Here is a 19,205-nt window from a genome sequence, read left to right as displayed (position 1 = left end):
GCTGCACTCCGCCACTGGCCGGAATGCACCGAAAAGCGTTGCCGGGGCATTGCCGACACGGCCGGAACCGGTCGCGACGCCCCTGTGGCGACGCACGGGGGCAAACACGGCGCATACGGACAACAGTGGGGAACGCGCGCGCGGCGCGGCTCCGCAGCCTTCCGGTCCGGGCACGTACCTACCAGAACTCACCGCGAAGGGGAAGCAACGCACCCCGGGCCGGAACGAAGGGACAGCCGCACCAGCAGTCACGGACAGCGCGGGGCGGCACGAAGGTGGTGCGCGGCAACCCTGTTGCATGCGCCCGGACATTTCTTGTACTATGCTTCGGGTCCGTATGCCCTTGCACACCTGACGCGCCTGCCGCCCCTCGCCGGGCAGGGCATCCATCCGGTTGTCCCGGCCACGCCGGACACCCCGGAGTGTACCGGAACAGGCCCGATTGCACCGGATCGGTCCGGGTTGCACCAAGCCTGTCAGGCCCGCCTTCCGGGCGGCACACCGGAACGACACACAGGCCGCGAGCCGTTGCGGGCATCTGCCCGCAGCCCCCGCACGGAGCCTCATGACACGCATCAGCATCACAGAACTGAAACCAGGCATGCGCGTGGCCGACGACATCCGCGACGGCAACGGACGCCTGCTGTTCAAGTGCGGCGACGTGCTCTCGCCCGCGGGCCTGCGCATCCTCAAGATCTGGGGCGTCACCGAGGCGGCCGTCATCGGCGAAGACGACGGCGAGGGCGACATGCCGCCCACCGTGGCCGCCCGCTTCGACGAGGCCATGGAGCGCACCCGGGCCCACTTCGCCCTGCACGACCCGGCCAACCAGCACGTGGCCGCGCTGATGCGCCATTGCGCCATGCGCCTTGCCGCCTCGTCCCCGCCGTGGCCCGCCCCCCCGGGCGAAGCCCCCAGCCCGGTACGGCCGGACCCGGCCCCCCGCCCGGTGGCGCTGGAATCGGTCCTGCGAGAGGACATGCGTTTCGGCACCCTGCCCAGCGTGTTCCACCGCCTGGTAGAGGTGGTCAACGACCCGCGCAGTTCCGCCGCCGACGCGGCAGAAATCATTTCCAAGGACACCGACCTTTCCGCGCGGCTGCTGCGCATCGCCAACAGCGCCTACTACGGGCTGCGGGCGCGCATAGAAACCATCACCCGCGCCGTGTCCATCATCGGCACCAACCAGCTGGTCTCGCTGGCCATGGGGGTCAGCGTGGTGACGGCCTTCCGGGGGGTGCCGCAGGATCTCGTGGACATGCGCGCCTTCTGGACGCACTCCATCGCCTGCGGCGTGGCCGCGCGCATCCTGGCCGGGCTGCACCGCATGAGCAACAGCGAACGATTCTTCGTGGCCGGGCTGCTGCACGATCTGGGGCGGCTGGCCATCTACGGGCAACTGCCCGACCACGGGCGGCTGCTGCTGGCGGAGGCCCGGACGCGCGGCGCCACGGTGCGCTCGCTGGAACGCGACATAGTCGGCTTCACCCATGACGAAATGGGCGGGGCCATCCTGCGACAATGGAAATGCCCGGTCTCGCTGGAACGCAACGTCCAGCGGCACCACACCCCCGAAAGCGCGAGCGGCAGCTGCGAACCGGCCATCATGGCCGTGGCCGACCTGCTGGCCAACGCCCTGGGCTACGGCACCAGCGGCGAGGTGCTGGTACCGCCCCTGACCGACGAAGGCTGGGCCGCCCTGGCCCTGCCCCCCGGCGCGGTGGTGCAGACGGCCAACCAGATGGAATATCAGGTGCTCGAAATCATCAGGTTCCTGGAAACGCATGACTAGCAACGATCCCACCTTTGGCAGCGCGGGCCTGCATGCCCGGCTGCGCCACCTGGAAGACCAGGCCCGGTTCACGCTCGACGTGCTGGACATGGCCTTCAACCTCGGCGACTTCCAGACCTGCATCAACCGGCTGGAAGAACCCTCCGCCCTGCTGGACGAGGCCGTGGCGCGCATCGGCGAACTGGTGCAGTTCTCGGTGACGGCGTTCTATCTGGTGGACGAGCACACCTCGGACTTCGTGCTGGGCCTGTGCCGCCCCAGCGAGGAAGGACCGGCCATCGAACGCGAGGTGGAACGGCTCATCGAGACCGGGGTGTTCGCCCTGGCCGTGCGCGAAAACCGGCCCATCACCGTGTATTCCTCCGACAACAGCCACCGCCTGGTGCTCAGCGTGCTGGCCACCACCTCGCGCGTGCGGGGGATGTTCATCGGGGCCATGCCGCGCACCGAAAAGAACCTTTCCGGCATCCTGCTTTCGCTGCTCTCGCTCATCCTCAAGCACTGCGCCAACGCCATCGAAAGCTTCGAGCTGTACCGGCTGCTGCGCGAGCACGAACGCCGCCAGCGCGAATTCATCGACACGCTGTCCGTCACGGTGTTCGAAACCGACCCGGCAGGCGTGCTGCGCTCGCTGAACCGCGCCGCCTCCGACCAGTTCGGCATCGACCCGGCAGCCCTGCCCCCGGCGGCGGGCCTGCTGGACCTGCTGGCCCCGGACGAGCGCCCCCGCATGGCCTCCGCCATCGCCGCAACGCTGCGCGACGGACAGCCCGCCTCGCTGGCCTGCACGGCCATGCACGCATCCGGCGCCACCTTCCCCGCCGTGCTGCACCTGGCCCCCTGCATGCACGAAGGGCTGTGCACCGGCCTGCGCGGCGTGGTGGGCCGTCACCCGGCGACATAGCGTTCACACCGGGGCGGGCAGCCCGCCCCGGCCATGCGGTTTCATGCGCGGCAGGCACGCCGCGACGCCGTCGCGGCGTCGGACGGTGCCCTCCCCCCTTGCGGTGGTCACCGCCGCCTGTTAGTGTTCGCATACTCGATACGTATTCGACCATGGCCTGACTGACGTGACGCGCCTGGCCGTGACGCCCCGGAGGCCTGGGCAACCCGAATACGTGCGTAACCCGGATACTTGCGTAACCCGGATACTTGCGTACCCCGAAGGCCTGGGCAACCCGGCCCGCACCGATCCGCCATCTCCGCCCATTCGCGTCCAGTCCGCTCGTCTCCGTCCTTTCCAGCCAGGTCCATTTCCGTCTGGCCCGATCCGCCCCGCATCCCAACCGGCCCCGCTTGCGTCCACGCCGTTCTTCCGGAACATGCCATGACCGCACCACTCACCATCCTGGTCATCGACGACGACCCGCAGGTTCGCGGCTCGCTGGCCGACTTTCTGTCGGACAGCGGCTACGAGGTCGTGCAGGCCGGGGATGGCCGCGCCGGGCTGGATGCCTGGCAGGCGCACCAGCCGGATCTTGTGCTGGTGGACCTGCGCATGCCGGTGCTGGACGGGATTTCGGTCATCCGGGCCATCACGGCCTCGGGCAAAGGCACCCCCGTGGTGGTGGTTTCCGGTACCGGCGTGCTGCGCGACGCCGTGGCCGCCCTGCGCGAAGGCGCCTGGGACTACCTGACCAAGCCCCTGGAAGACATGGGCGCCCTGGAACACACCGTGGAACGCTGCCTGGAACGGGCGCGCCTGCTGGCGGAAAACGAGGCCTACCGGGTCGGACTGGAGGCGCGCATCGCCGAGCGCACCCGCGAACTGAGCACCGCCTACGACCGGCTCAGCGGCATGATGGAAGCCACGGTGGATTCGCTGTCGCGGGTCACCAACCTGAAGGACGCCTACACCGGCACCCACCAGGCCAGGGTCACCGTGCTGGCCACCGCCATGGCCCGCAGGCTGGGCATGCCCGACGACGAGGTGGAGGCCGTGCGGGTGGCGGGCATGCTGCACGACATCGGCAAGCTGTGCATCCCCGCCCAGTACCTGCTGAAGCCCACCGTGCTCGACGCCCACGAAATGGCCTTCCTGCGCCAGCACCCCCAGTTCGGGCACGACATCCTGGAACGCATCCCCTTTCCCCACCCCGTGGCGCGCATGGTCTTGCAGCACCATGAACGGCTGGACGGCTCCGGCTACCCGCACGGGGTATCCGGCGATGCCCTGCTGCCCGGGGCGCGCATCCTGGGCGTGGCCGACGTGGCCGAGGCCATGTGCTCGCACCGCCCCTACCGCCCCGCCCATTGTCTGGAAGCGGCCATGGACGAACTTTCCGCGGGCAGCGGCACCCTGTACGCCGCCGATGTGGTGGACGCCTGCCTGGACCTTTTGCGCGGCAACCACGCCGACATGCCGGATGTGGCCGAAGTGCTGCGCCAGTTGCGCAGTGGCGACGCCGTGTGCTCGTGAACGCGAAGCGTCTTGCCGCTCGCCCTGCGTCCTCCCCCATTGCCCCGTCGCCTTCCTCGTCCCGTCCCGGTCGCCGCTCCGCCCCCTTCGCGCCACTGCCCCCCCACTGTCCCCCTGCCCCACTGCCCCACTGCCCCCCCACTGCCGTACCTGCCATACCTGCCATACCGGGGCGACACCGTGACCATGCCGCGTCTGCCAACGCAAGATCGGGACCGCCCCCGCAGGGACGATCCCGATCGTCATTTCAGGCCTGAAATCATGGCCCGGCCTGACACCTGCAACCGGCTCAGGCGTTTTCGCGCTGCATCTGCTCGATGATGGCCTTCAGCTTCTGGGCCTGCGCCGCAAGCTCGCCCACGGCCAGGGCCGACTGGCGCATGGCGTCGCTGGTCTCGGTGGAGATGCGGTTCACCTCTTCCACGGCCCGGTTGATCTCGTCGGAGGCGGCGGACTGCTCTTCGCTGGCGGTGGCGATGGAGCGCACCTGGTCGGACACGGAATCGGCCAGGGCCACGATGGCCCCCAGCGACTGCCCCGCCTCGCGCGCCCTGCCGGTGACGCTTTCCACCTCGCGCGCCGTCTCGCCCACCTGGGCGATGCTTACCTTGGCCCCCTGCTGGATGCCGCCGATGGCCTCGCCCACTTCCCTTGTGGCGGTCATGGTCTTTTCGGCCAGCTTGCGCACCTCGTCGGCCACCACGGCAAAGCCGCGCCCGGCATCCCCTGCGCGCGCGGCTTCGATGGCGGCATTCAACGCCAGCAGGTTGGTCTGGTCGGCAATGTCGGAAATCACGCCCAGAATGGCCCCGATGCGCTCGGTGCTCTTGCCCAGGGCGTCCATGTCACGGTTCAGGGTTTCGGAATGGCGCTGCACCACGCCGATGCCGTCGATCATGGCCTCCACGATGCCCGACCCGGCGGAGGCCTTGGCCTTGGCGTCGCCCGCCGTATCCGCCGCAAGGCCTGCGCTGCGGGCCACCTCAAGCACGGTGGCGTTCATCTCTTCCATGGCCACGGCGGTCTCGCCGGTGCGGCGGCTTTGCAGTTCCGCCCCGCGAGAGGACTGTTCGATCTGCGCCGAAAGTTCTTCCGACGCGGCGGAAACGATGTCCACGATGCCTTCCAGTTCGCGCGCGGCGTGCAGCATGCCCTCGCGCCGGGCCTGTTCGCCGCGTGCGCGGGCCTCTTCGGCCTCCGCCGTGGCCTGCTGGGCCTTCTTCGTCTCTTCCGCCGCAAGGCGGGTCTGCTCCTGGGCCTCGCCGATCTTGTCCCTGAGCGTACCCACCATGGACCGCAGGGCGTCGGCCAGCTGGCCCACCTCGTCACCCGTGCGCACGGTAAGCTCGGAATCCAGGTCGCCCCCGGCCACGGACGTGGCAAAGGCGGTGGTGCGCGCTATGGGCCGCGACAGGGCGCGCGCCAGCAGCCAGGCCACCGCGATCATCACCGGCAGCACGCCCGCCATCACGGCCAGCGACGAATCGGTCACCCGGTCCTGGGCGGCGAGGATGCTGGCCACCGGCATGCCGATGAACCACATGCCGATGGTCTTGCCCTCCATGTCCAGGATGGGCCAGTAGGCCGTTTCGTATTCGCTGCCCAGAATCTGGTTGCGCGCCAGAAAGGTCTTGCCCGCGCTGAACACCGTCTCCATCACCCTGGGGTTGTCCATGCGCGTGCCGATGGCCCGCTTGCCGTCGCGCACGATGGTGGTCATGACGCGCGTGTCGCCCTTGAACACGGTAACCTCCAGGCCGGTGAACGACTTGATGTCGTCCACGAAGCCCTCGCGTACCAGAGAGGTGCCGATGGCCACCGTGCCCACCACCTTGCCGTCGTGGCGGATGGGCGCACCCGCGCGCAGGGTGAACGGCACCACCGTGCCGGAGATGACCCCCACCGTGGCGTCGCCGCGCAGGGCCCGGCGCACGGTCTCCTGGTCGAGCACGGAATCGCCCTTCTTGTCCGAATGGCCGCGCGCCAGCACGTTGCCCTTGTCGTCGGTGACGGTCATGAAGTCCGACCCCACCTCGCGCATCAGCCGCCTGGCCAGTTCAGCCGCACGCGCACCGTCGCCAGCCGCCACTGCGGCCACGAAATCCGCGTGTTGCGCCACCAGGGCGGCTTCTTCCAGAAATTTCGCGGAACGGTCGCCGATGTTGCGCGCCACCACGTCGCGCAGCCGGGTTACCGCCTGCGCCGATTCATCGGCGAAACCGCGCTTCATGAAATGATGGGCCGTGCCGAAAATGGCCGCTGCCGTCAGCAGCACGATACAGATGACCAGGATGAGCAATTTGCGAAGAATCGTCAGTTTCATGCACGCCTCGCACGGTAACAAGGTGAGTGTGTACTTCTTGTATCGGACAACCACTCACGAACATTAGGGAACACGTGATCACCCAATGTGCTTCAAACCGTGGCACGCGCCTTCCCGGCGGCCTGCCTTTCTTGCCATGTAACAGAGATGACAAGCCGTTGTCTCGTTCCGGCAACCGGAAGTCGCGCGCCAATCGTCGCGCCGCGCCATGCAGGCGAAACCCCGCGCGGAAAGACCGCATGCGCGCACAGCGAAAGGGGCCGCCCGTAGCCGTGGAACGGAAAGGGAAGGAAAGGTGCCGGTCAGTTGCCGGTGCGCAACGAAATGGAATGCTTCTGCAGCAACTCGTACAGCCGGGCGCGTGAAAGGCCGGAAAGGGCGATGGCCGAGGCTATCTCGCCCCGGCTGCGCCGGATGAGTTCCATGAGATAGGCGGACTCCATGCGGTCCATGGTCACCTCGCGCGCGGAACGGAACGAGGGGAACACCTCGTTGGCGAAGCCGAACCGCTCCCGCTCCACGGGCGGCGGACAGGTGTCCGACGATGGCGCTGCCATGGCGCGAGGCTCACCGTGCCGGTCGGCACCGGCCATGACGAATGCCCCGCCAGCGCCCGAATGAACGGACTGAACCGCCTGACCCGGCATCCCCGCCCCTCCGGCCATGGCAGCGCCGCCCGGCAGGCCAGGTCCACCGGACAGGCCGTACGCGCCGGACTGCACATACGCACCAGGTTGACCGGGCGCGTCAGAATATCCAGGCAGACCGGCAGGGCCGAACGGGCCGGGCTCCACCCCGTGGTCACGGCCGTTGCCCCCGGTTCCGTTCCCAGGTTCTGCCATGACCGCCCCCCCATCGGGCATGGGCGGGTATACCTCTTCTTCATGCTCGCGCGCGGGGCCCAGATCGCGCCGGGCGCGCATGACGTGGCCGCGAATCTCCACCGGCAGATGCTGGGGGTACAGCCGCTGTTCGGCAAAGGCCGCCTGCACCGCGTAGTGCAGGGCGTTGATCAGGTCGCGCACGTTGCCCGGCCAGTGGTAGATCTGCACCGCATCCACGAAGTCGGGTGACATCTGCTTGGCGGCCAGGCGGTGCTGGCGGCAGATGCGGTCCACGTAGTGCCGGGCCAGCGGTTCGATGTCGTCGCGCCGCTCGCGCAGGGGGGGCAACTGGATGATGCGGGTCTTCAGGCGGTGGAACAGATCCTTGCGAAAGGCCCCGCGCCGCACCATGTCCTCGATGTCGCAGTTGGTGGCGGCCACCAGGCGGAAATCGCTGCGCACCTCGTTGCGGGCGCTGATGGGACGAAAGGTGCGTTCCTGCAGCACCCGCAGCAGCGACTTCTGCACCGAAAGATCCAGGTCGCCGATTTCGTCCAGAAAGATGGTGCCGCCGTCGGCCTGCTTGAACAGGCCGTCGCGCGCGGCCTCGGCCCCGGTGAACGATCCGCGCTCGTGCCCGAACAGGATGCTTTCGGCCAGGGTGCTCGGCAGGTTGGTGCAGTCCACCACGATGAAGCCGCGCCCGGCACGTTCGCTGTTCTCGTGCACGGCCCGCGCGAACAATTCCTTGCCGGTGCCCGTTTCGCCCAGGATCAGCACGTTGGTGTCGGTGCGGGCGGCCACGCCCAGCGAGTGCAGGCAGCGCTCCAGCGGCAGGCTGGCGCCGATGATGTCACCGCGCTTGATGTTGGCCTGGCCGATCAGGGCCACCTTGGCGGCGTGATGGTACAGGCAGCGTTCCAGCACCTGGCGGACCGAGGATTCGGGGATGGGGTGCAGCAGCACATCCCACGCCCCGGCGCGGATGGCGTCCTCCGCCCGGTTTCCCGTGCGCAGGGCCGTAAGGGCCAGCACCTCCGGCTGTCCGCGCATGGCGGACAGTTCCGGCAGGCAGGCCAGCCCATCCGGGCCGGGCGTATCCACGTCCAGCAGCACCACGTCGCACGCACGGCGACGCCCGCTGGCCACGGCCTCCTCGCAGGTGGAAACCACGCGGCACGCATGCCCGGCAGCGGTAATGGCGGGCACAAGGTATTCCCTGTACCGCCGCGTGGGATCAATCACCAGAACGTCTGCCATGGTCCCTTCCACCGGCCGTATCCGCCGGCCCCCGCTTGCGCGCAGGCGCGCAGCCTGTCGTGCATCCGCGCGTCATGACACACCTGGACGCGCCCTTGCGCAACCAGATGTGCCACGCCGAATCCCGTAACATCCTGAATGAACACATTCCCCAGCAGTGATGCGGCGGCCCCCGGATCCCCCTCCGGACTCCCGCTGTCCAGCAGCACGGGCCATGCGGCGCGCACCTGTTCATATGTTATGCCACAGCATTGTTTTTTCTGAAAGGGGGGTAGATTTATGCCCTGCTGCATCACGCAGGTTTCCATGCCCTGTCTTGCCCCCCGCACAGGCCCCACTGTCCGTATTCTCCGGACGCGGGCCAGTCCGGCCGGACCGTTTTTCGGTCTGCCCTTGCCGGAATCGAACCATAAAGCAAGATTCAATATGGTATTATAATAGAATATTTTCAAAAAAAAACATCAAGCACCGCACAAATGGCACGGACTTTTCATGTCTTGGCAACACGCGTCATTGTCTGCCTTTTGTGGACAACCCTGGAGAGCCGCCATGAGAAGATTCCGCGAACTTCGTGTTCACCCCGACCTGCTGAAGCGCATCGACACCGCCGCGGAAGAAATGGGCATCACCACGACGGCCCTCGTGGAGGGGCTGCTGGAACGCTACCTGCTGCGCCGCGAGGCCAAATCGCGTGACGACACGGACAGGCGTTCCTTCGAGCGTCATCCCATCCGCCTGCCGGGGGGTGGTGTACGTCACCGAGCCGGACGGCCATTACGGACGCTACCAGCCCGTGGAACTGCACGACATCTCGCTGAACGGCGTGGGTTTTCGGATGCCCCCCAATGCCGAATTGGACATGCGTCTGGCCGACGCCGAATTCGAGGTGATCTTTCGCCTGGACGACAGCAACCCGCCGGTGCGCATGCGCTGCCGCAGCACCCGCAACGAGCGCGGCAAGGGCGCCACGCGGGTTGGCGCGTCGTTCATTGGCGGTGATACCGCCAGCCATGCCCTCATGGAACGCTACTTCGTCCAGTAGCCGCCCATCCCCCCCATCTGCCGCGCGGCCCCGAAGGTAATCCCGGTCGCGCGGAGGGCACGCTTTTGCCCGGCGTCCGGACCGCCCGCCGCCCCGGCATTGCCGCCTGTCTCTCGCCCTTGTAATGCCCCCCTTAAATCAAGCGGCCTTTAAGGGAGAATTCCTCCAGGTTTTGTTTGCCTGCTGATGGACGCCTTGCGGAGTCTTCCAGCCAAGCGCCGAATGCAGGTATGTGGTGTTGAAGTTTTCTATCCAGTCAGAGAGGGCGCGGTTGAGGTGTTCCAGGCTACGCCATTCGTGCAGCCAGAAGAGCTCTTCCTTGATCGTACGCATTGTCCGCTCGGTATCCGCGTTCCCTTTGGGATTGTTGTAGCTGGTAAACGCCTGCGTGATGCCGAGAGTCGCGCAGTCGCGCATAAAAGCCGTTCCTGTCGGTTGGCAGCCGTTGTCGCTCATCAGGCTCAGGCCGTGCCCCCGGACGCCTCCGGGAAAGTGCGTCTGGATAGCCGTATCCAGAGCTTGCAGCCACTCATGGCTCCGGCTCCGGTAGTCGGCATGGTGGCCCACGATCTTCTTGGAAAACCAGTCCACCACCAGCACGATATACACCCAGCCGCCTTCCGTCATGACCTTGGTCATGTCGATGCCCCACCACTGACACGGGCGGACGGGGCGCGGCTTGCTTCCGGAAGGGGTGCGCTTTGCCCGCAAGGCTGCGCGCTTCACCCCAAGGCCATGCAGACGCATCAGGCGTGCCACTCGTTTGACGTTGATGATCAGGCCGTTTTTATACCGAAGGGTGGCCCATACGCGGCGATAGCCCCAAAAGGGATGTTCCATTTTCAGGGACTCGATCAACGGCAAGAGTTCGGCATCGCGCTGAAGCTGGGCCTGGCCGGATCGGCGCTTGCCGCTTACCAGTCGTTTTTTTTTAACTCCAGCGTCAGTTCGCCAACGGCTTGCTTGAGTTTTTGGTTCTCTGTCGCAAGGCGTTCTTCTCGTCGGTTAGTGGCGCCCACCTCAAAAGCCAGGGCGGCATTGGCCAACAACGTGTCGCGCCAGCGGTAATACATACCCTGAGTGATTTGATACTCACTGCAAATGCTTGCCACAGAGCGACCCTGCAATCCCTCAAGCACAATGCGGGCCTTGCTTTTGCTGTCCCAGACTCGGCGTTTCATGCTTCCTCCAAGGATGGAAGAAAACTACCTTAACAGGGCCACCTTGTTAATGGGGGGCAGTATACCCTTCCCCTGCCAGCCTCTTGCCAGTCCCTTGCCAGTGGGCGCACCGCGCCTGCGCGCTAGGGCATCCCCGCGCACCTTCATGGCGCCTGCACCCTGCCGCCCTCGCCCTTGTCCCATCCTCCTCTTCCCTTGTCCCCACCTTCCCTTGTCCCTTGTCCCTTGACGCGCCCCGTGCCTTTCGCGCAAAGTCTCGTCCACGACAACACGGGGATAGCGCAGCAGCGCCGGACAATCCGGCCACGCCGCATACCCCGGGCCAACGCCGAACCGGTCCGCCATGCAGGTGCGGGCATCGGCCCCGGCCCTCGCAAGCGCGGCAGCGCCCCGGCGCACGCCGCCCCCACACGAGCACAACCCCAGGAGACAGGGACATGGCGGAACATACTGCGGAAAGGCTTGACGTGCAGCCCTACTTCGACGTGGAACTGCTGATGAACACCAGCCAGGAAACGCGCATCGGCGGCGAAGTGATGAACCGCCTGATGCAGCGCTGGGAAGCCTGGATGGACAAGCTGCACGCGCTGCACATCAACACCGGAAAGATCCAGTACCTTGTGGTGTGGCTGGACAGCGACGTGGAAGAAGACGTGGACGCCGCGTGGGAATCCTCTCCCTCCGACGCGTTCATCATCAACTCCCTGGCCCAGACCATGGTCATGAGTGCGGTCCACATGTTGCTGCCCGAAGTGGAGGACGTGGGCTGCGCCCCGGCGCCCAAGCCCACCGACAAACTGCGCGCCGCGCTGGAGGCCGAAGGCCTGCCCTACAACGGCGACGGCCCCACCCTGTCGCGCCGCTACGCCGTGGTCACCCATTTCCCGTTCAAGGGCGGCTGCGAAATCTGCACCCTGCTCAAGGACTGTCCCAAGGGTTCGGGCGCTGCGGGTGCCCCGTCGTCCATCGTGTTGCCGGGGTACGAACCGGGCGCCGAATAGCCCCGGCAAGCACAGGGCTGCCCCGATCACACCGCGAATCGAACCGCGAATCACACGGGCCATGGCGTGCACCAGCGCGCCATGGCCTTTCCGTTGCGGGGGGCGCGCCTTTACTTCACCCGGCGACTACCCTAGAATGCGCGCCCAAGGAACCGGACAGGATGAACGGCCCGGAGGCGGACATGTCCACGGATTTCGCCATGCAGCTTCCCGGACTGCGCCGCATGAGCCCCGGGCTGCTGCGGGCCATGTCCGCACCACTCGACCCGTGGCGCGACCCACCCTACCTGCCGCCGCCGTCCCCCACCCTGCTGGACAAGACCCAGACCGTCGTCGATGACATGGAGGCCGATGCGGCGGCCGAACGCCAGCGCCTGCAACGCGCGGGCTACAGCCCCCCCAGGGGCGACACCCGCCGCCAGAGTCCGCTGGTGGTGCCCGAACGCATCGCAGGCACGCTGGTTTCGCTGATCGGCTGACGCGGCAACCGGGCTTGCCGGAGCGCCCGAGACCCTGCCCGGCCTGTCTGCCTGGCCCAGCCTGGACAAACCTGGCCGGTCCCATACTTTCCCAAGGAGCGTCCATGAGTCAGGATCCGAAATACCCGACCCGAATCCGCTATGAATACGAGCACGATTCCGGCGTGCGGTTGGAATACGCCCACGGTGTGTGGGGCGGCATCAACCCGCAGGGCGAGATCGAAATGAGCTTCTACATAGAAACCGACAAGATGCCGCCGTTCTCCGAACGCCTGGTGGCGCCCGACGGCAGCTTCGGCCATGAAGTGGCCCCCTACGACGAGAACCTGAAGGTCATCACCCGCCACATCCGCTCCAAGGTCGTGCTGAACTACCATACCGCCCGCGCCGTTCTGGAATGGCTGGAGGAAAAGGTGGAAACCCTGGAAATGGAAGAAGAAGGCGGCGTGATGTACGAGGGTGAGGGCGGCCTGGAACAGTAGCAGAACAGGCTGTCTGCCGGTCTTTCATGCACTGAAGCCTCCGTTGCGGCAACGCAGCGGAGGCTTTCACATGTGATCCGGCAACAGACGAGAGTCGCGGGGTGTCCTGCCGTCTGGCGACCAGCCCGCCGTACGGAGGGCGTCCGTCAGCCTTCCTGCCGCCCACCCCGCAGGCGGGCCAGCAACGGACGCAGCCGCGACAGCACCGGTTCCGCCAGTTCCGGGGCAAAGCGGCGCGCCAGCAGCAGATATGTTCCGGCGAACACCGGGCCGCTGATGGCCAGCGCCAGAAACGCCCCCCACAGTTGGCCCGCCGGGCTCGCCGGGGCCAGCAGCGGCGCGTAGGCCAGCGCGGGCCAGGCAGGCAGCGCGGCGGCGGCGCACAGCGCCAGAGATTTCGCGCCGCACCCGATGATGCCGGAAAGTCCACCCTCACCATGGCGCTTGCGCCAGACAAGGGCCAGCGCCACGGTGTACACGGCCACCGCCGCCGTGCCCGCCACGGCCACGCCAAGGGTGCCGTGCGTACCCGCGTGGCCCGCCAGCACATACAGCGGCAACGCGGCCAGCGTGGCCAGGGTGCCCACCACAGCCGGGGTCACCGTATCCTGATGGGCATAGAAGGCCCGGCCCACCACCTGTTGCACGGCCCAGAAGGCCACGCCGCACAGCATCACGCGCAGAAGTGGCGCGGAGGCCAGGGTTTCTGCGGCGGCAAACCCCCCGCCCTGAAAGATCAGGCGCATGGTGGGTTCCGCCGCCAGCAGCATCCACACGGACAGGGGAATGATCACCGCCAGGGCGTTGCGCAGCGCCGTGGACAACGTGGCGTCGAATGCGTCGGTTTCACCCTTGGCGGCCAACGCCGCCAGGAACGGATACGAAGCAACCCCGGCAGCCTGGGCCACCACGCCCACCGGCACCAGCATGATGCGCCGGGCATAGTTGAGCAGGCTCACCGCGCCCTCGCCGGTCATGGAGCCAAAGATGCGCACGAACTGCTCATCCAGCACCACCACCGACTGGCCGATCATCAGCGGCAGGGCCAGCAGGGCGAAACGGCGCACGCCGGGGTGGCGCAGCACCGGTCCCAGCCGCACCCCGCCGCCGCGCGCGGCAGCCAGTAACGGCAGGGCAAAGCTGCCCAGCGCCGCACCCGCCAGCACGCCCCAGCAGAACCCCTCCATGCCGCGCGTCGGGGCCAGCAGCCACGACAGCACGCCGCCACCGATGATGCAGCCGTTGTACACCAGCGGCCCCATGGCGGGCACCGCGAACTGGCGGCGCATGTACAGCAGCGCGGTGACGCACGCCCCCGGCAGAAAGAACGCCTGCGCGGGCAGGATGATGCGCAGGAAGCGCACCAGCCGCGCCGTGGATGATGCGTCAAAGCCCGGCGCGGCCACGCGGGCCAGTTCCGGCGCAAACCACCACGCCACGCCGGTCAACAGGCAGATGGTGATGGTTATCCACCAGAACGCGGCGGCAAAGAAGCGCCAGCCGTCCTCCGGATCGCGCTCGAAGCGCTCCGACAGCAGGGGAATGAGGGTAATGGAAAAGTAGCCGCCCGCCAGCAGGTAGTTGATGAAGTCGGGCACCACGAAGGCGGCGAAGTAGATGTCCGCCTCTGCCGTGGCCCCGAACAGGTAGGAAATGACCTTGTCGCGCAGAAGGCCCATGAACCGCGAGGCGAAGACGCTGGCCGCCATGATCAGGGCGGCGGCGCCCATCTGGTGGGTGCGGGTGAACAGCTTCATGCGGCGGCGGACTCTCCTGTGGCGAGCAAGGCGTGATGGACGTGCGGTACGCAGGAACCACTACCCCATACCGCCCCGCTTGACCATACAACGGAAAGGGCGGGCGCCACACCCGCGCCAGCCCTGCCCATGAAAACGACATCGCCCGCTCCCTTTTTTCGGGCTTTCGGGCGCGCAGTCACATTTTTATCAGCAGTGGTACTATACGAAACCACTTTTTATTCTGTCTATCATGCTGAAAAGACAACTATACAAGTATTTCCTGATTTCCTGTTCATCCATTGACAACTGTGCACTCAACCGCTAGATATGCCCCATTCATGGAGAGAGGCGCGAGGGTACGGCCCTGTGACCGCCCGGCAACCTGCCCTGACGTGACGCCGTCGGTCGGGCAAGGTGCCAACACCTACCGTGTCGCGCACGGGATCATGATCGCGGGCTTGCGGCGTCGGCCTCTCCACGCGAGGGGCCTTTTTGTTTTGGGGGCATCGTCCGGCGCTGGAGCCGTGCGGTGCATGTGGGTGGATTTCAGGCCAATTGCGCACCCACAGAAAAAAAATGCAGCTAACAGGCCGTTGCGCCACGGGGGCCGCCACACACCCAGCCGGAACATCCGGCGGGACGGCGGACAGCCCAAGGGCGCACGGTGGTCCGCCGGCCCAGCCCCCGGCGGATTGACCACGCGAAGCCCGGACGGCTTTGCGGAAAAAGGGAGACACGATGAAGGATTTTCTGGAGAAGTTGCAGCCCGTTGGCGAGTGTGTGATCTACTACCTCTACCACAACGAGGACGAACCCATGCCCACCTGCTGGTCCGACCCGCTGGAACTCATGGGTGACATGACTCGCCTGCAACTCACCGACGCACAGATGCGCGAACTGCGCGACATCGTGAGCGAGGAAATCCGCAGCGAAGGCCCCGAGGCGGTCTGGAAGGGGCGCACCCTGCGCAAGAACATCATCCATTCCTGCGGCTACCTGGTGTAGCCGGGCACCTTCGGCGGGCGCGTCCGGCAGCGCGCCCTGCCCGTTGCGTTGCCTGTCCCGGCCTTCGACGCATCGCTTTCCGGGCCACTCCCCCGCCCCGCGTGCCCGCGCGCTCCGGCGGCCCCCATGGCCCGGCACACATGACGACAGACGAAAGCGCCCCCGTCGGGAAACCGGCGGGGGCGTTCACATTGGCGGCAGAAGGAATATGAACGCGGCATGCACGGCGGCCAACGGCCGGGCCAGGCGCGGGGTACCCCTGCCCCGGCGTCGCCGCCATTGTTCCGATCGACGCAGGCCGATGGTCCGGCCAGTTCCGGCCAGTTCCGGTTAGTTCCGGCCAGTTCCGGTCAGTTCCGGTCAGTTCCGGCCAATTCCGGCCAATTCCGGTCAGTTCGCGAACCCCAGTTCGGCCAGCAGGTCGGGCAGTTCGCGGAAGTCGCGCATGGTGCGCACGCGGGGCGCGGTGCGCGTCTCGCGCACGGTTCCGTTGCGCGGCGGATCGAACCAGATGCCATGCATCCTCGCCTGCGTGGCGCCCCACACATCGCCGGTCCAGTCATCACCAATCATCACGACCCTATTGGCAGGCAGACCCAAATCGCGCAGCACGTGGGCCCAGAACGGCGGCCAGGGCTTGGGCGACCCTGCCGAGCGCCACGTGTACACCCCGGCCAGCAGCGGTCCCACGCCCATGGGGGCAAGGGCTGCGCGGATGGGCTCTTCTTCAGATTCCGAGGCATTGGATGCCAGGGCCAGCCGCCAGCGTGCGGCCAGCGCACACAGCACATCGCCCGCGTGGGGCATGGGTTCCTCGTCGGTCCAGCCGTGTTGCGGCCCCATCCAGCGGGGCATGACGCGCATCAGCGTGCCGCCCCAGTCCAGCAGCAGCGCCCTGTCAGGCAGCAATGGCCTGTCGGGCTCGTTCGTGGGTTGCATGCCGTCCGGCGCGGTGTTCGCGTCCGTGTGTTTCGCGTTCGCCATGGTTCCTCTCCTGCCCCGTGGTGCCCGTGCTCCGGGTTCGCGTCAAGTCGAAATGGCCCGCATCCTCGCAGTTCCCCCCGCCGCACAAACGAAAAGGGCCGGAACCCGAAGGTTCCGGCCCACAGTCACGTGCGATGATGCGCGCGCTGTACCAGCCTTTCGGCCTAGTACATGCCGCCCATGCCGCCCATGCCACCCATGCCGCCACCGGGCATGGGCATGTCCTTCTTGGCTTCGGGCTTTTCGGCAATGGCGCATTCGGTGGTCAGCAGCAGCGAGGCAACGGAGGCCGCGTTCTGCAGGGCGATGCGGGTCACCTTCTTGGGGTCGATGACGCCAGCCTTGATCAGGTCTTCGAAGTCGCCGGACGCGGCGTTGAAGCCGAAGCCGTCCTTGCCTTCGCGCACCTTCTCGACAACGATGGAGCCTTCGTAGCCCGCGTTGGAGGAGATCTGGCGCAGCGGTTCTTCGATGGCGCGGCGGATGATGTTCACGCCGGCGGCTTCGTCGTCATCGGCGGGCTTCACGTCGTCCAGCACCTTGGAGATGCGGATGTAGGCGGTGCCGCCGCCGGGGACGATGCCTTCTTCCACCGCAGCGCGGGTGGCGTTCAGGGCGTCCTCGACGCGGTCCTTCTTTTCCTTCATTTCGGTTTCGGTCGCGGCGCCCACGTTGATCACGGCCACGCCGCCCACCAGCTTGGCCAGGCGTTCCTGCAGCTTTTCGCGGTCGTAGTCGGAGGTGGTTTCGTCGATCTGGGCGCGGATCTGCTTCACGCGCGCCTTGATGTCGTCGGACTTGCCGGCGCCGTCGACGATGGTGGTGTTTTCCTTGTCCACCACAACGCGCTTGGCGGTGCCAAGGTCGGCCACCGAGATGCTTTCGAGCTTCACGCCCATGTCTTCGGACACCACGGTGCCGCCGGTCAGGACGGCGATGTCCTGCAGCATGGCCTTGCGGCGGTCGCCGAAGCCGGGGGCCTTCACGGCCACAACCTGAAGGGTGCCGCGCAGCTTGTTGACCACCAGGGTGGCCAGGGCTTCGCCTTCCACGTCTTCAGCGATGATCACCAGCGGGCGGTTCATCTTGGCCACCTGTTCGAGAACGGGCAGCATGTCCTTCATGCTGGAGATCTTCTTCTCGTTGCAGAGAATGAAGGGCTCGTCGAGTTCGCAGACCATCTTTTCGGGATCGGTCACGAAGTAGGGCGACAGGTAGCCGCGGTCGAACTGCATGCCTTCGACCACTTCAAGGGTGGTTTCCAGGCCCTTGGCTTCCTCGACGGTGATGACGCCTTCCTTGCCCACCTTGGCCATGGCCTCGGCAATGATGTTGCCGATGGTGGTGTCGGAGTTGGCGGAAATGGTGCCGATCTGGGCAATTTCCTTCTGGTCGCGGGTGGGCTTGGCCAGGGTGCCGAGTTCCTTGACCAGCTTTTCAACGGCCTTGTCGATGCCGCGCTTGATGGCCATGGGGCTGCGGCCGGCGGCCACCAGCTTCACGCCTTCGCGGTAGATGGCCTGGGCCAGAATGGTGGCGGTGGTGGTGCCATCACCGGCGATGTCGCTGGTCTTGGAAGCAACTTCCTTGACCATCTGGGCACCCATGTTCTCGAACTTGTCTTCGAGTTCGATTTCCTTGGCCACGGTCACGCCGTCCTTGGTGATGACCGGCGAACCGAAAGACTTTTCGATGACCACGTTACGGCCCTTGGGGCCGAGGGTCACCTTCACGGCATTGGCGAGCTTGTCCACGCCGCGGGAAAGCTTTTCACGGGCCTTGACGTCGAACAGGATTTCCTTGGAAGCCATTGTATTCATCCTCCTCGGGAGAAAGTTCTGATTTCGCAGGGCGTTATTCGATGATGGCGAGAATGTCGTCTTCGCGCATGACAAGGTGCTCGACGCCGTCAAGCTTGATCTCGGTGCCGGCGTACTTGCTGAAGAGCACGGTGTCGCCCTTCTTGACGGTCATGGCGATGAGCTTGCCGTCTTCCGCGACCTTGCCGGGACCGGCGGCGACGATTTCGCCGCGCGAGGGCTTTTCCTTGGCGGTGTCGGGGATGAAGAGGCCGCCAGCGGTCTTTTCTTCGGATTCGAGGCGCTTCACCAGAACGCGGTCATTCAAAGGCTTCAGATTCATGACAACTAGTCCTCCAACTTTAGGTGATCGCTGTTTGTCCCGTCTCTTGGCACTCACGGGGTGCGAGTGCCAGCGACAAGGGCGGTCATCTCGCCGCGCGTCATGACAGTGTCACGCGCGCGCCCTCCCGCCGGGTGGCGGGGGGCGAAATTCGTCTCGCCCGGTGTATCGTGGCTTTTCGGCTGTGGCTGAACCCGCAGGGGCCGGGTCTGGCTGCCGGATGCGGCTGCGCGCCCGCTCCCGCTGACGCGGTGGCGGTGCATGGCAACCGCGTTGGATAATAAGGCAGGTTTACGGCTTGAAAAGGGGGGCGTGTGCATTTTTTTGCATTTTCTTCGCGCACCCTGCAAATCCAGCGGGTTGCACGCCCGGTATTCCTTGCGGAAAAACCTGCAAAATTGGGCACTTTCGCACGCATCCGTCCATCTCACCCTTATCCCCGTATCCCCCAGGTCTGCAAACCGAAAAATACGGAAGATTGGGCGGCCAGCCCGAACAGGTTGCCCAGGCAGGCTACCCGGACAGTATATCC

At 66.3% G+C, this 19,205-nt stretch carries 16 protein-coding genes and 1 riboswitch; of the genes, 8 read left to right on the top strand and 8 right to left on the bottom strand.

The features are described from left to right. Window positions 1-565: 565 nt before the first annotated feature. From DESTE_RS16385 to DESTE_RS16375, 3 genes are all read left to right on the top strand, one after another. Window positions 566-1,792, top strand: a complete 1,227-nt coding sequence (locus DESTE_RS16385) for an HDOD domain-containing protein (protein WP_035068942.1) — start codon at window positions 566-568, stop codon at window positions 1,790-1,792. Beyond that, the gene (locus DESTE_RS16380) at window positions 1,785-2,696 is read left to right on the top strand and encodes a PAS domain-containing protein (protein WP_035068939.1); all 912 of its coding nucleotides are present in this window, start codon (window positions 1,785-1,787) and stop codon (window positions 2,694-2,696) included. The genes DESTE_RS16385 and DESTE_RS16380 overlap by 8 nt, the downstream gene beginning before the upstream one ends. Before the next feature lie 423 nt (window positions 2,697-3,119). Beyond that, window positions 3,120-4,211, top strand: a complete 1,092-nt coding sequence (locus DESTE_RS16375) for an HD domain-containing phosphohydrolase (protein ID WP_035068936.1) — start codon at window positions 3,120-3,122, stop codon at window positions 4,209-4,211. A 289-nt stretch (window positions 4,212-4,500) separates the two neighbouring features. On the opposite strand, the gene DESTE_RS16370 is transcribed toward DESTE_RS16375, so the two are convergent. Then, a complete protein-coding gene (locus tag DESTE_RS16370; RefSeq protein WP_035068934.1) occupies window positions 4,501-6,534 on the bottom strand; it encodes a methyl-accepting chemotaxis protein in 2,034 nt (677 codons plus the stop codon). A 302-nt stretch (window positions 6,535-6,836) separates the two neighbouring features. After that, a complete protein-coding gene (locus DESTE_RS16365) occupies window positions 6,837-8,618 on the bottom strand; it encodes a sigma-54-dependent transcriptional regulator (RefSeq protein WP_035068931.1) in 1,782 nt (593 codons plus the stop codon). A 691-nt stretch (window positions 8,619-9,309) separates the two neighbouring features. On the opposite strand from DESTE_RS16365, the gene DESTE_RS16355 reads away from it, so the two are divergent. Continuing rightward, window positions 9,310-9,660, top strand: a complete 351-nt coding sequence (locus tag DESTE_RS16355; protein WP_245590885.1) for a PilZ domain-containing protein — start codon at window positions 9,310-9,312, stop codon at window positions 9,658-9,660. A 138-nt stretch (window positions 9,661-9,798) separates the two neighbouring features. On the opposite strand, the gene DESTE_RS16350 is transcribed toward DESTE_RS16355, so the two are convergent. Both DESTE_RS16350 and DESTE_RS16345 read right to left on the bottom strand, forming a co-directional pair. Next, window positions 9,799-10,581, bottom strand: a complete 783-nt coding sequence (locus tag DESTE_RS16350; protein WP_051384524.1) for an IS3 family transposase — start codon at window positions 10,579-10,581, stop codon at window positions 9,799-9,801. After that, window positions 10,575-10,841, bottom strand: coding sequence for a transposase (locus tag DESTE_RS16345; protein WP_035065287.1), 267 nt, complete (start codon window positions 10,839-10,841; stop codon window positions 10,575-10,577). The genes DESTE_RS16350 and DESTE_RS16345 overlap by 7 nt, the downstream gene beginning before the upstream one ends. A gap of 437 nt (window positions 10,842-11,278) precedes the next feature. On the opposite strand from DESTE_RS16345, the gene DESTE_RS16340 reads away from it, so the two are divergent. From DESTE_RS16340 to DESTE_RS16330, 3 genes are all read left to right on the top strand, one after another. Beyond that, window positions 11,279-11,842 carry a hypothetical protein gene (locus DESTE_RS16340; protein WP_035068927.1) on the top strand — a complete coding sequence of 188 codons (564 nt, stop codon included), beginning with the start codon at window positions 11,279-11,281 and terminating at the stop codon, window positions 11,840-11,842. A gap of 182 nt (window positions 11,843-12,024) precedes the next feature. Further along, window positions 12,025-12,321 carry a hypothetical protein gene (locus DESTE_RS16335; RefSeq protein ID WP_245590884.1) on the top strand — a complete coding sequence of 99 codons (297 nt, stop codon included), beginning with the start codon at window positions 12,025-12,027 and terminating at the stop codon, window positions 12,319-12,321. Window positions 12,322-12,425: 104 nt separating this feature from the next. Then, window positions 12,426-12,803 carry a hypothetical protein gene (locus tag DESTE_RS16330; protein ID WP_035068922.1) on the top strand — a complete coding sequence of 126 codons (378 nt, stop codon included), beginning with the start codon at window positions 12,426-12,428 and terminating at the stop codon, window positions 12,801-12,803. 146 nt (window positions 12,804-12,949) lie between these two features. On the opposite strand, the gene murJ is transcribed toward DESTE_RS16330, so the two are convergent. Then, window positions 12,950-14,560 carry a murein biosynthesis integral membrane protein MurJ gene (gene murJ, locus DESTE_RS16325; RefSeq protein WP_035068919.1) on the bottom strand — a complete coding sequence of 537 codons (1,611 nt, stop codon included), beginning with the start codon at window positions 14,558-14,560 and terminating at the stop codon, window positions 12,950-12,952. Between the two features lie 315 nt (window positions 14,561-14,875). Further along, window positions 14,876-14,995, top strand: a riboswitch (SAM riboswitch). Between the two features lie 285 nt (window positions 14,996-15,280). Here murJ and DESTE_RS16320 point away from each other — a divergent pair. Then, window positions 15,281-15,547: a hypothetical protein gene (locus DESTE_RS16320; protein ID WP_015946683.1), complete on the top strand. Its 267-nt coding sequence runs from the start codon at window positions 15,281-15,283 to the stop codon at window positions 15,545-15,547. A gap of 390 nt (window positions 15,548-15,937) precedes the next feature. Here the strand turns inward: DESTE_RS16320 and DESTE_RS16315 are convergent, their stop codons facing one another. The 3 genes from DESTE_RS16315 to groES all read right to left on the bottom strand — a co-directional run bounded on the left by DESTE_RS16315 (window position 15,938) and on the right by groES (window position 18,673). Beyond that, complete coding sequence (locus DESTE_RS16315) at window positions 15,938-16,531, bottom strand: HAD family hydrolase (RefSeq protein WP_245590883.1); 594 nt, start codon at window positions 16,529-16,531, stop codon at window positions 15,938-15,940. A gap of 164 nt (window positions 16,532-16,695) precedes the next feature. Continuing rightward, on the bottom strand, window positions 16,696-18,342 hold the full coding sequence (groL, locus tag DESTE_RS16310; RefSeq protein ID WP_035068916.1) for a chaperonin GroEL: 1,647 nt from the start codon (window positions 18,340-18,342) through the stop codon (window positions 16,696-16,698). 43 nt (window positions 18,343-18,385) lie between these two features. Then, the gene (gene groES, locus DESTE_RS16305) at window positions 18,386-18,673 is read right to left on the bottom strand and encodes a co-chaperone GroES (RefSeq protein WP_035068913.1); all 288 of its coding nucleotides are present in this window, start codon (window positions 18,671-18,673) and stop codon (window positions 18,386-18,388) included. Window positions 18,674-19,205 lie beyond the last annotated feature (532 nt).

The sequence above is a fragment of the Nitratidesulfovibrio termitidis HI1 genome (genome assembly GCF_000504305.1).
GTDB lineage: Bacteria > Desulfobacterota > Desulfovibrionia > Desulfovibrionales > Desulfovibrionaceae > Cupidesulfovibrio > Cupidesulfovibrio termitidis.
This window is presented reverse-complemented; position numbering and strand designations above follow the sequence as displayed.

Excerpts from the sequence above, each read along its gene's own strand:
- DESTE_RS16385 (WP_035068942.1), top strand. The coding sequence starts at position 566 with ATGACACGCATCAGCATCACAGAACTGAAACCAGGCATGCGCGTGGCC.
- DESTE_RS16380 (WP_035068939.1), top strand. The coding sequence starts at position 1,785 with ATGACTAGCAACGATCCCACCTTTGGCAGCGCGGGCCTGCATGCCCGG.
- DESTE_RS16375 (WP_035068936.1), top strand. The coding sequence starts at position 3,120 with ATGACCGCACCACTCACCATCCTGGTCATCGACGACGACCCGCAGGTT.
- DESTE_RS16370 (WP_035068934.1), bottom strand. The coding sequence starts at position 6,534 with ATGAAACTGACGATTCTTCGCAAATTGCTCATCCTGGTCATCTGTATC.
- DESTE_RS16365 (WP_035068931.1), bottom strand. The coding sequence starts at position 8,618 with ATGGCAGACGTTCTGGTGATTGATCCCACGCGGCGGTACAGGGAATAC.
- DESTE_RS16345 (WP_035065287.1), bottom strand. The coding sequence starts at position 10,841 with ATGAAACGCCGAGTCTGGGACAGCAAAAGCAAGGCCCGCATTGTGCTT.
- DESTE_RS16340 (WP_035068927.1), top strand. The coding sequence starts at position 11,279 with ATGGCGGAACATACTGCGGAAAGGCTTGACGTGCAGCCCTACTTCGAC.
- DESTE_RS16335 (WP_245590884.1), top strand. The coding sequence starts at position 12,025 with ATGTCCACGGATTTCGCCATGCAGCTTCCCGGACTGCGCCGCATGAGC.
- DESTE_RS16330 (WP_035068922.1), top strand. The coding sequence starts at position 12,426 with ATGAGTCAGGATCCGAAATACCCGACCCGAATCCGCTATGAATACGAG.
- murJ (WP_035068919.1), bottom strand. The coding sequence starts at position 14,560 with ATGAAGCTGTTCACCCGCACCCACCAGATGGGCGCCGCCGCCCTGATC.
- DESTE_RS16320 (WP_015946683.1), top strand. The coding sequence starts at position 15,281 with ATGAAGGATTTTCTGGAGAAGTTGCAGCCCGTTGGCGAGTGTGTGATC.
- DESTE_RS16315 (WP_245590883.1), bottom strand. The coding sequence starts at position 16,531 with ATGGCGAACGCGAAACACACGGACGCGAACACCGCGCCGGACGGCATG.
- groL (WP_035068916.1), bottom strand. The coding sequence starts at position 18,342 with ATGGCTTCCAAGGAAATCCTGTTCGACGTCAAGGCCCGTGAAAAGCTT.
- groES (WP_035068913.1), bottom strand. The coding sequence starts at position 18,673 with ATGAATCTGAAGCCTTTGAATGACCGCGTTCTGGTGAAGCGCCTCGAA.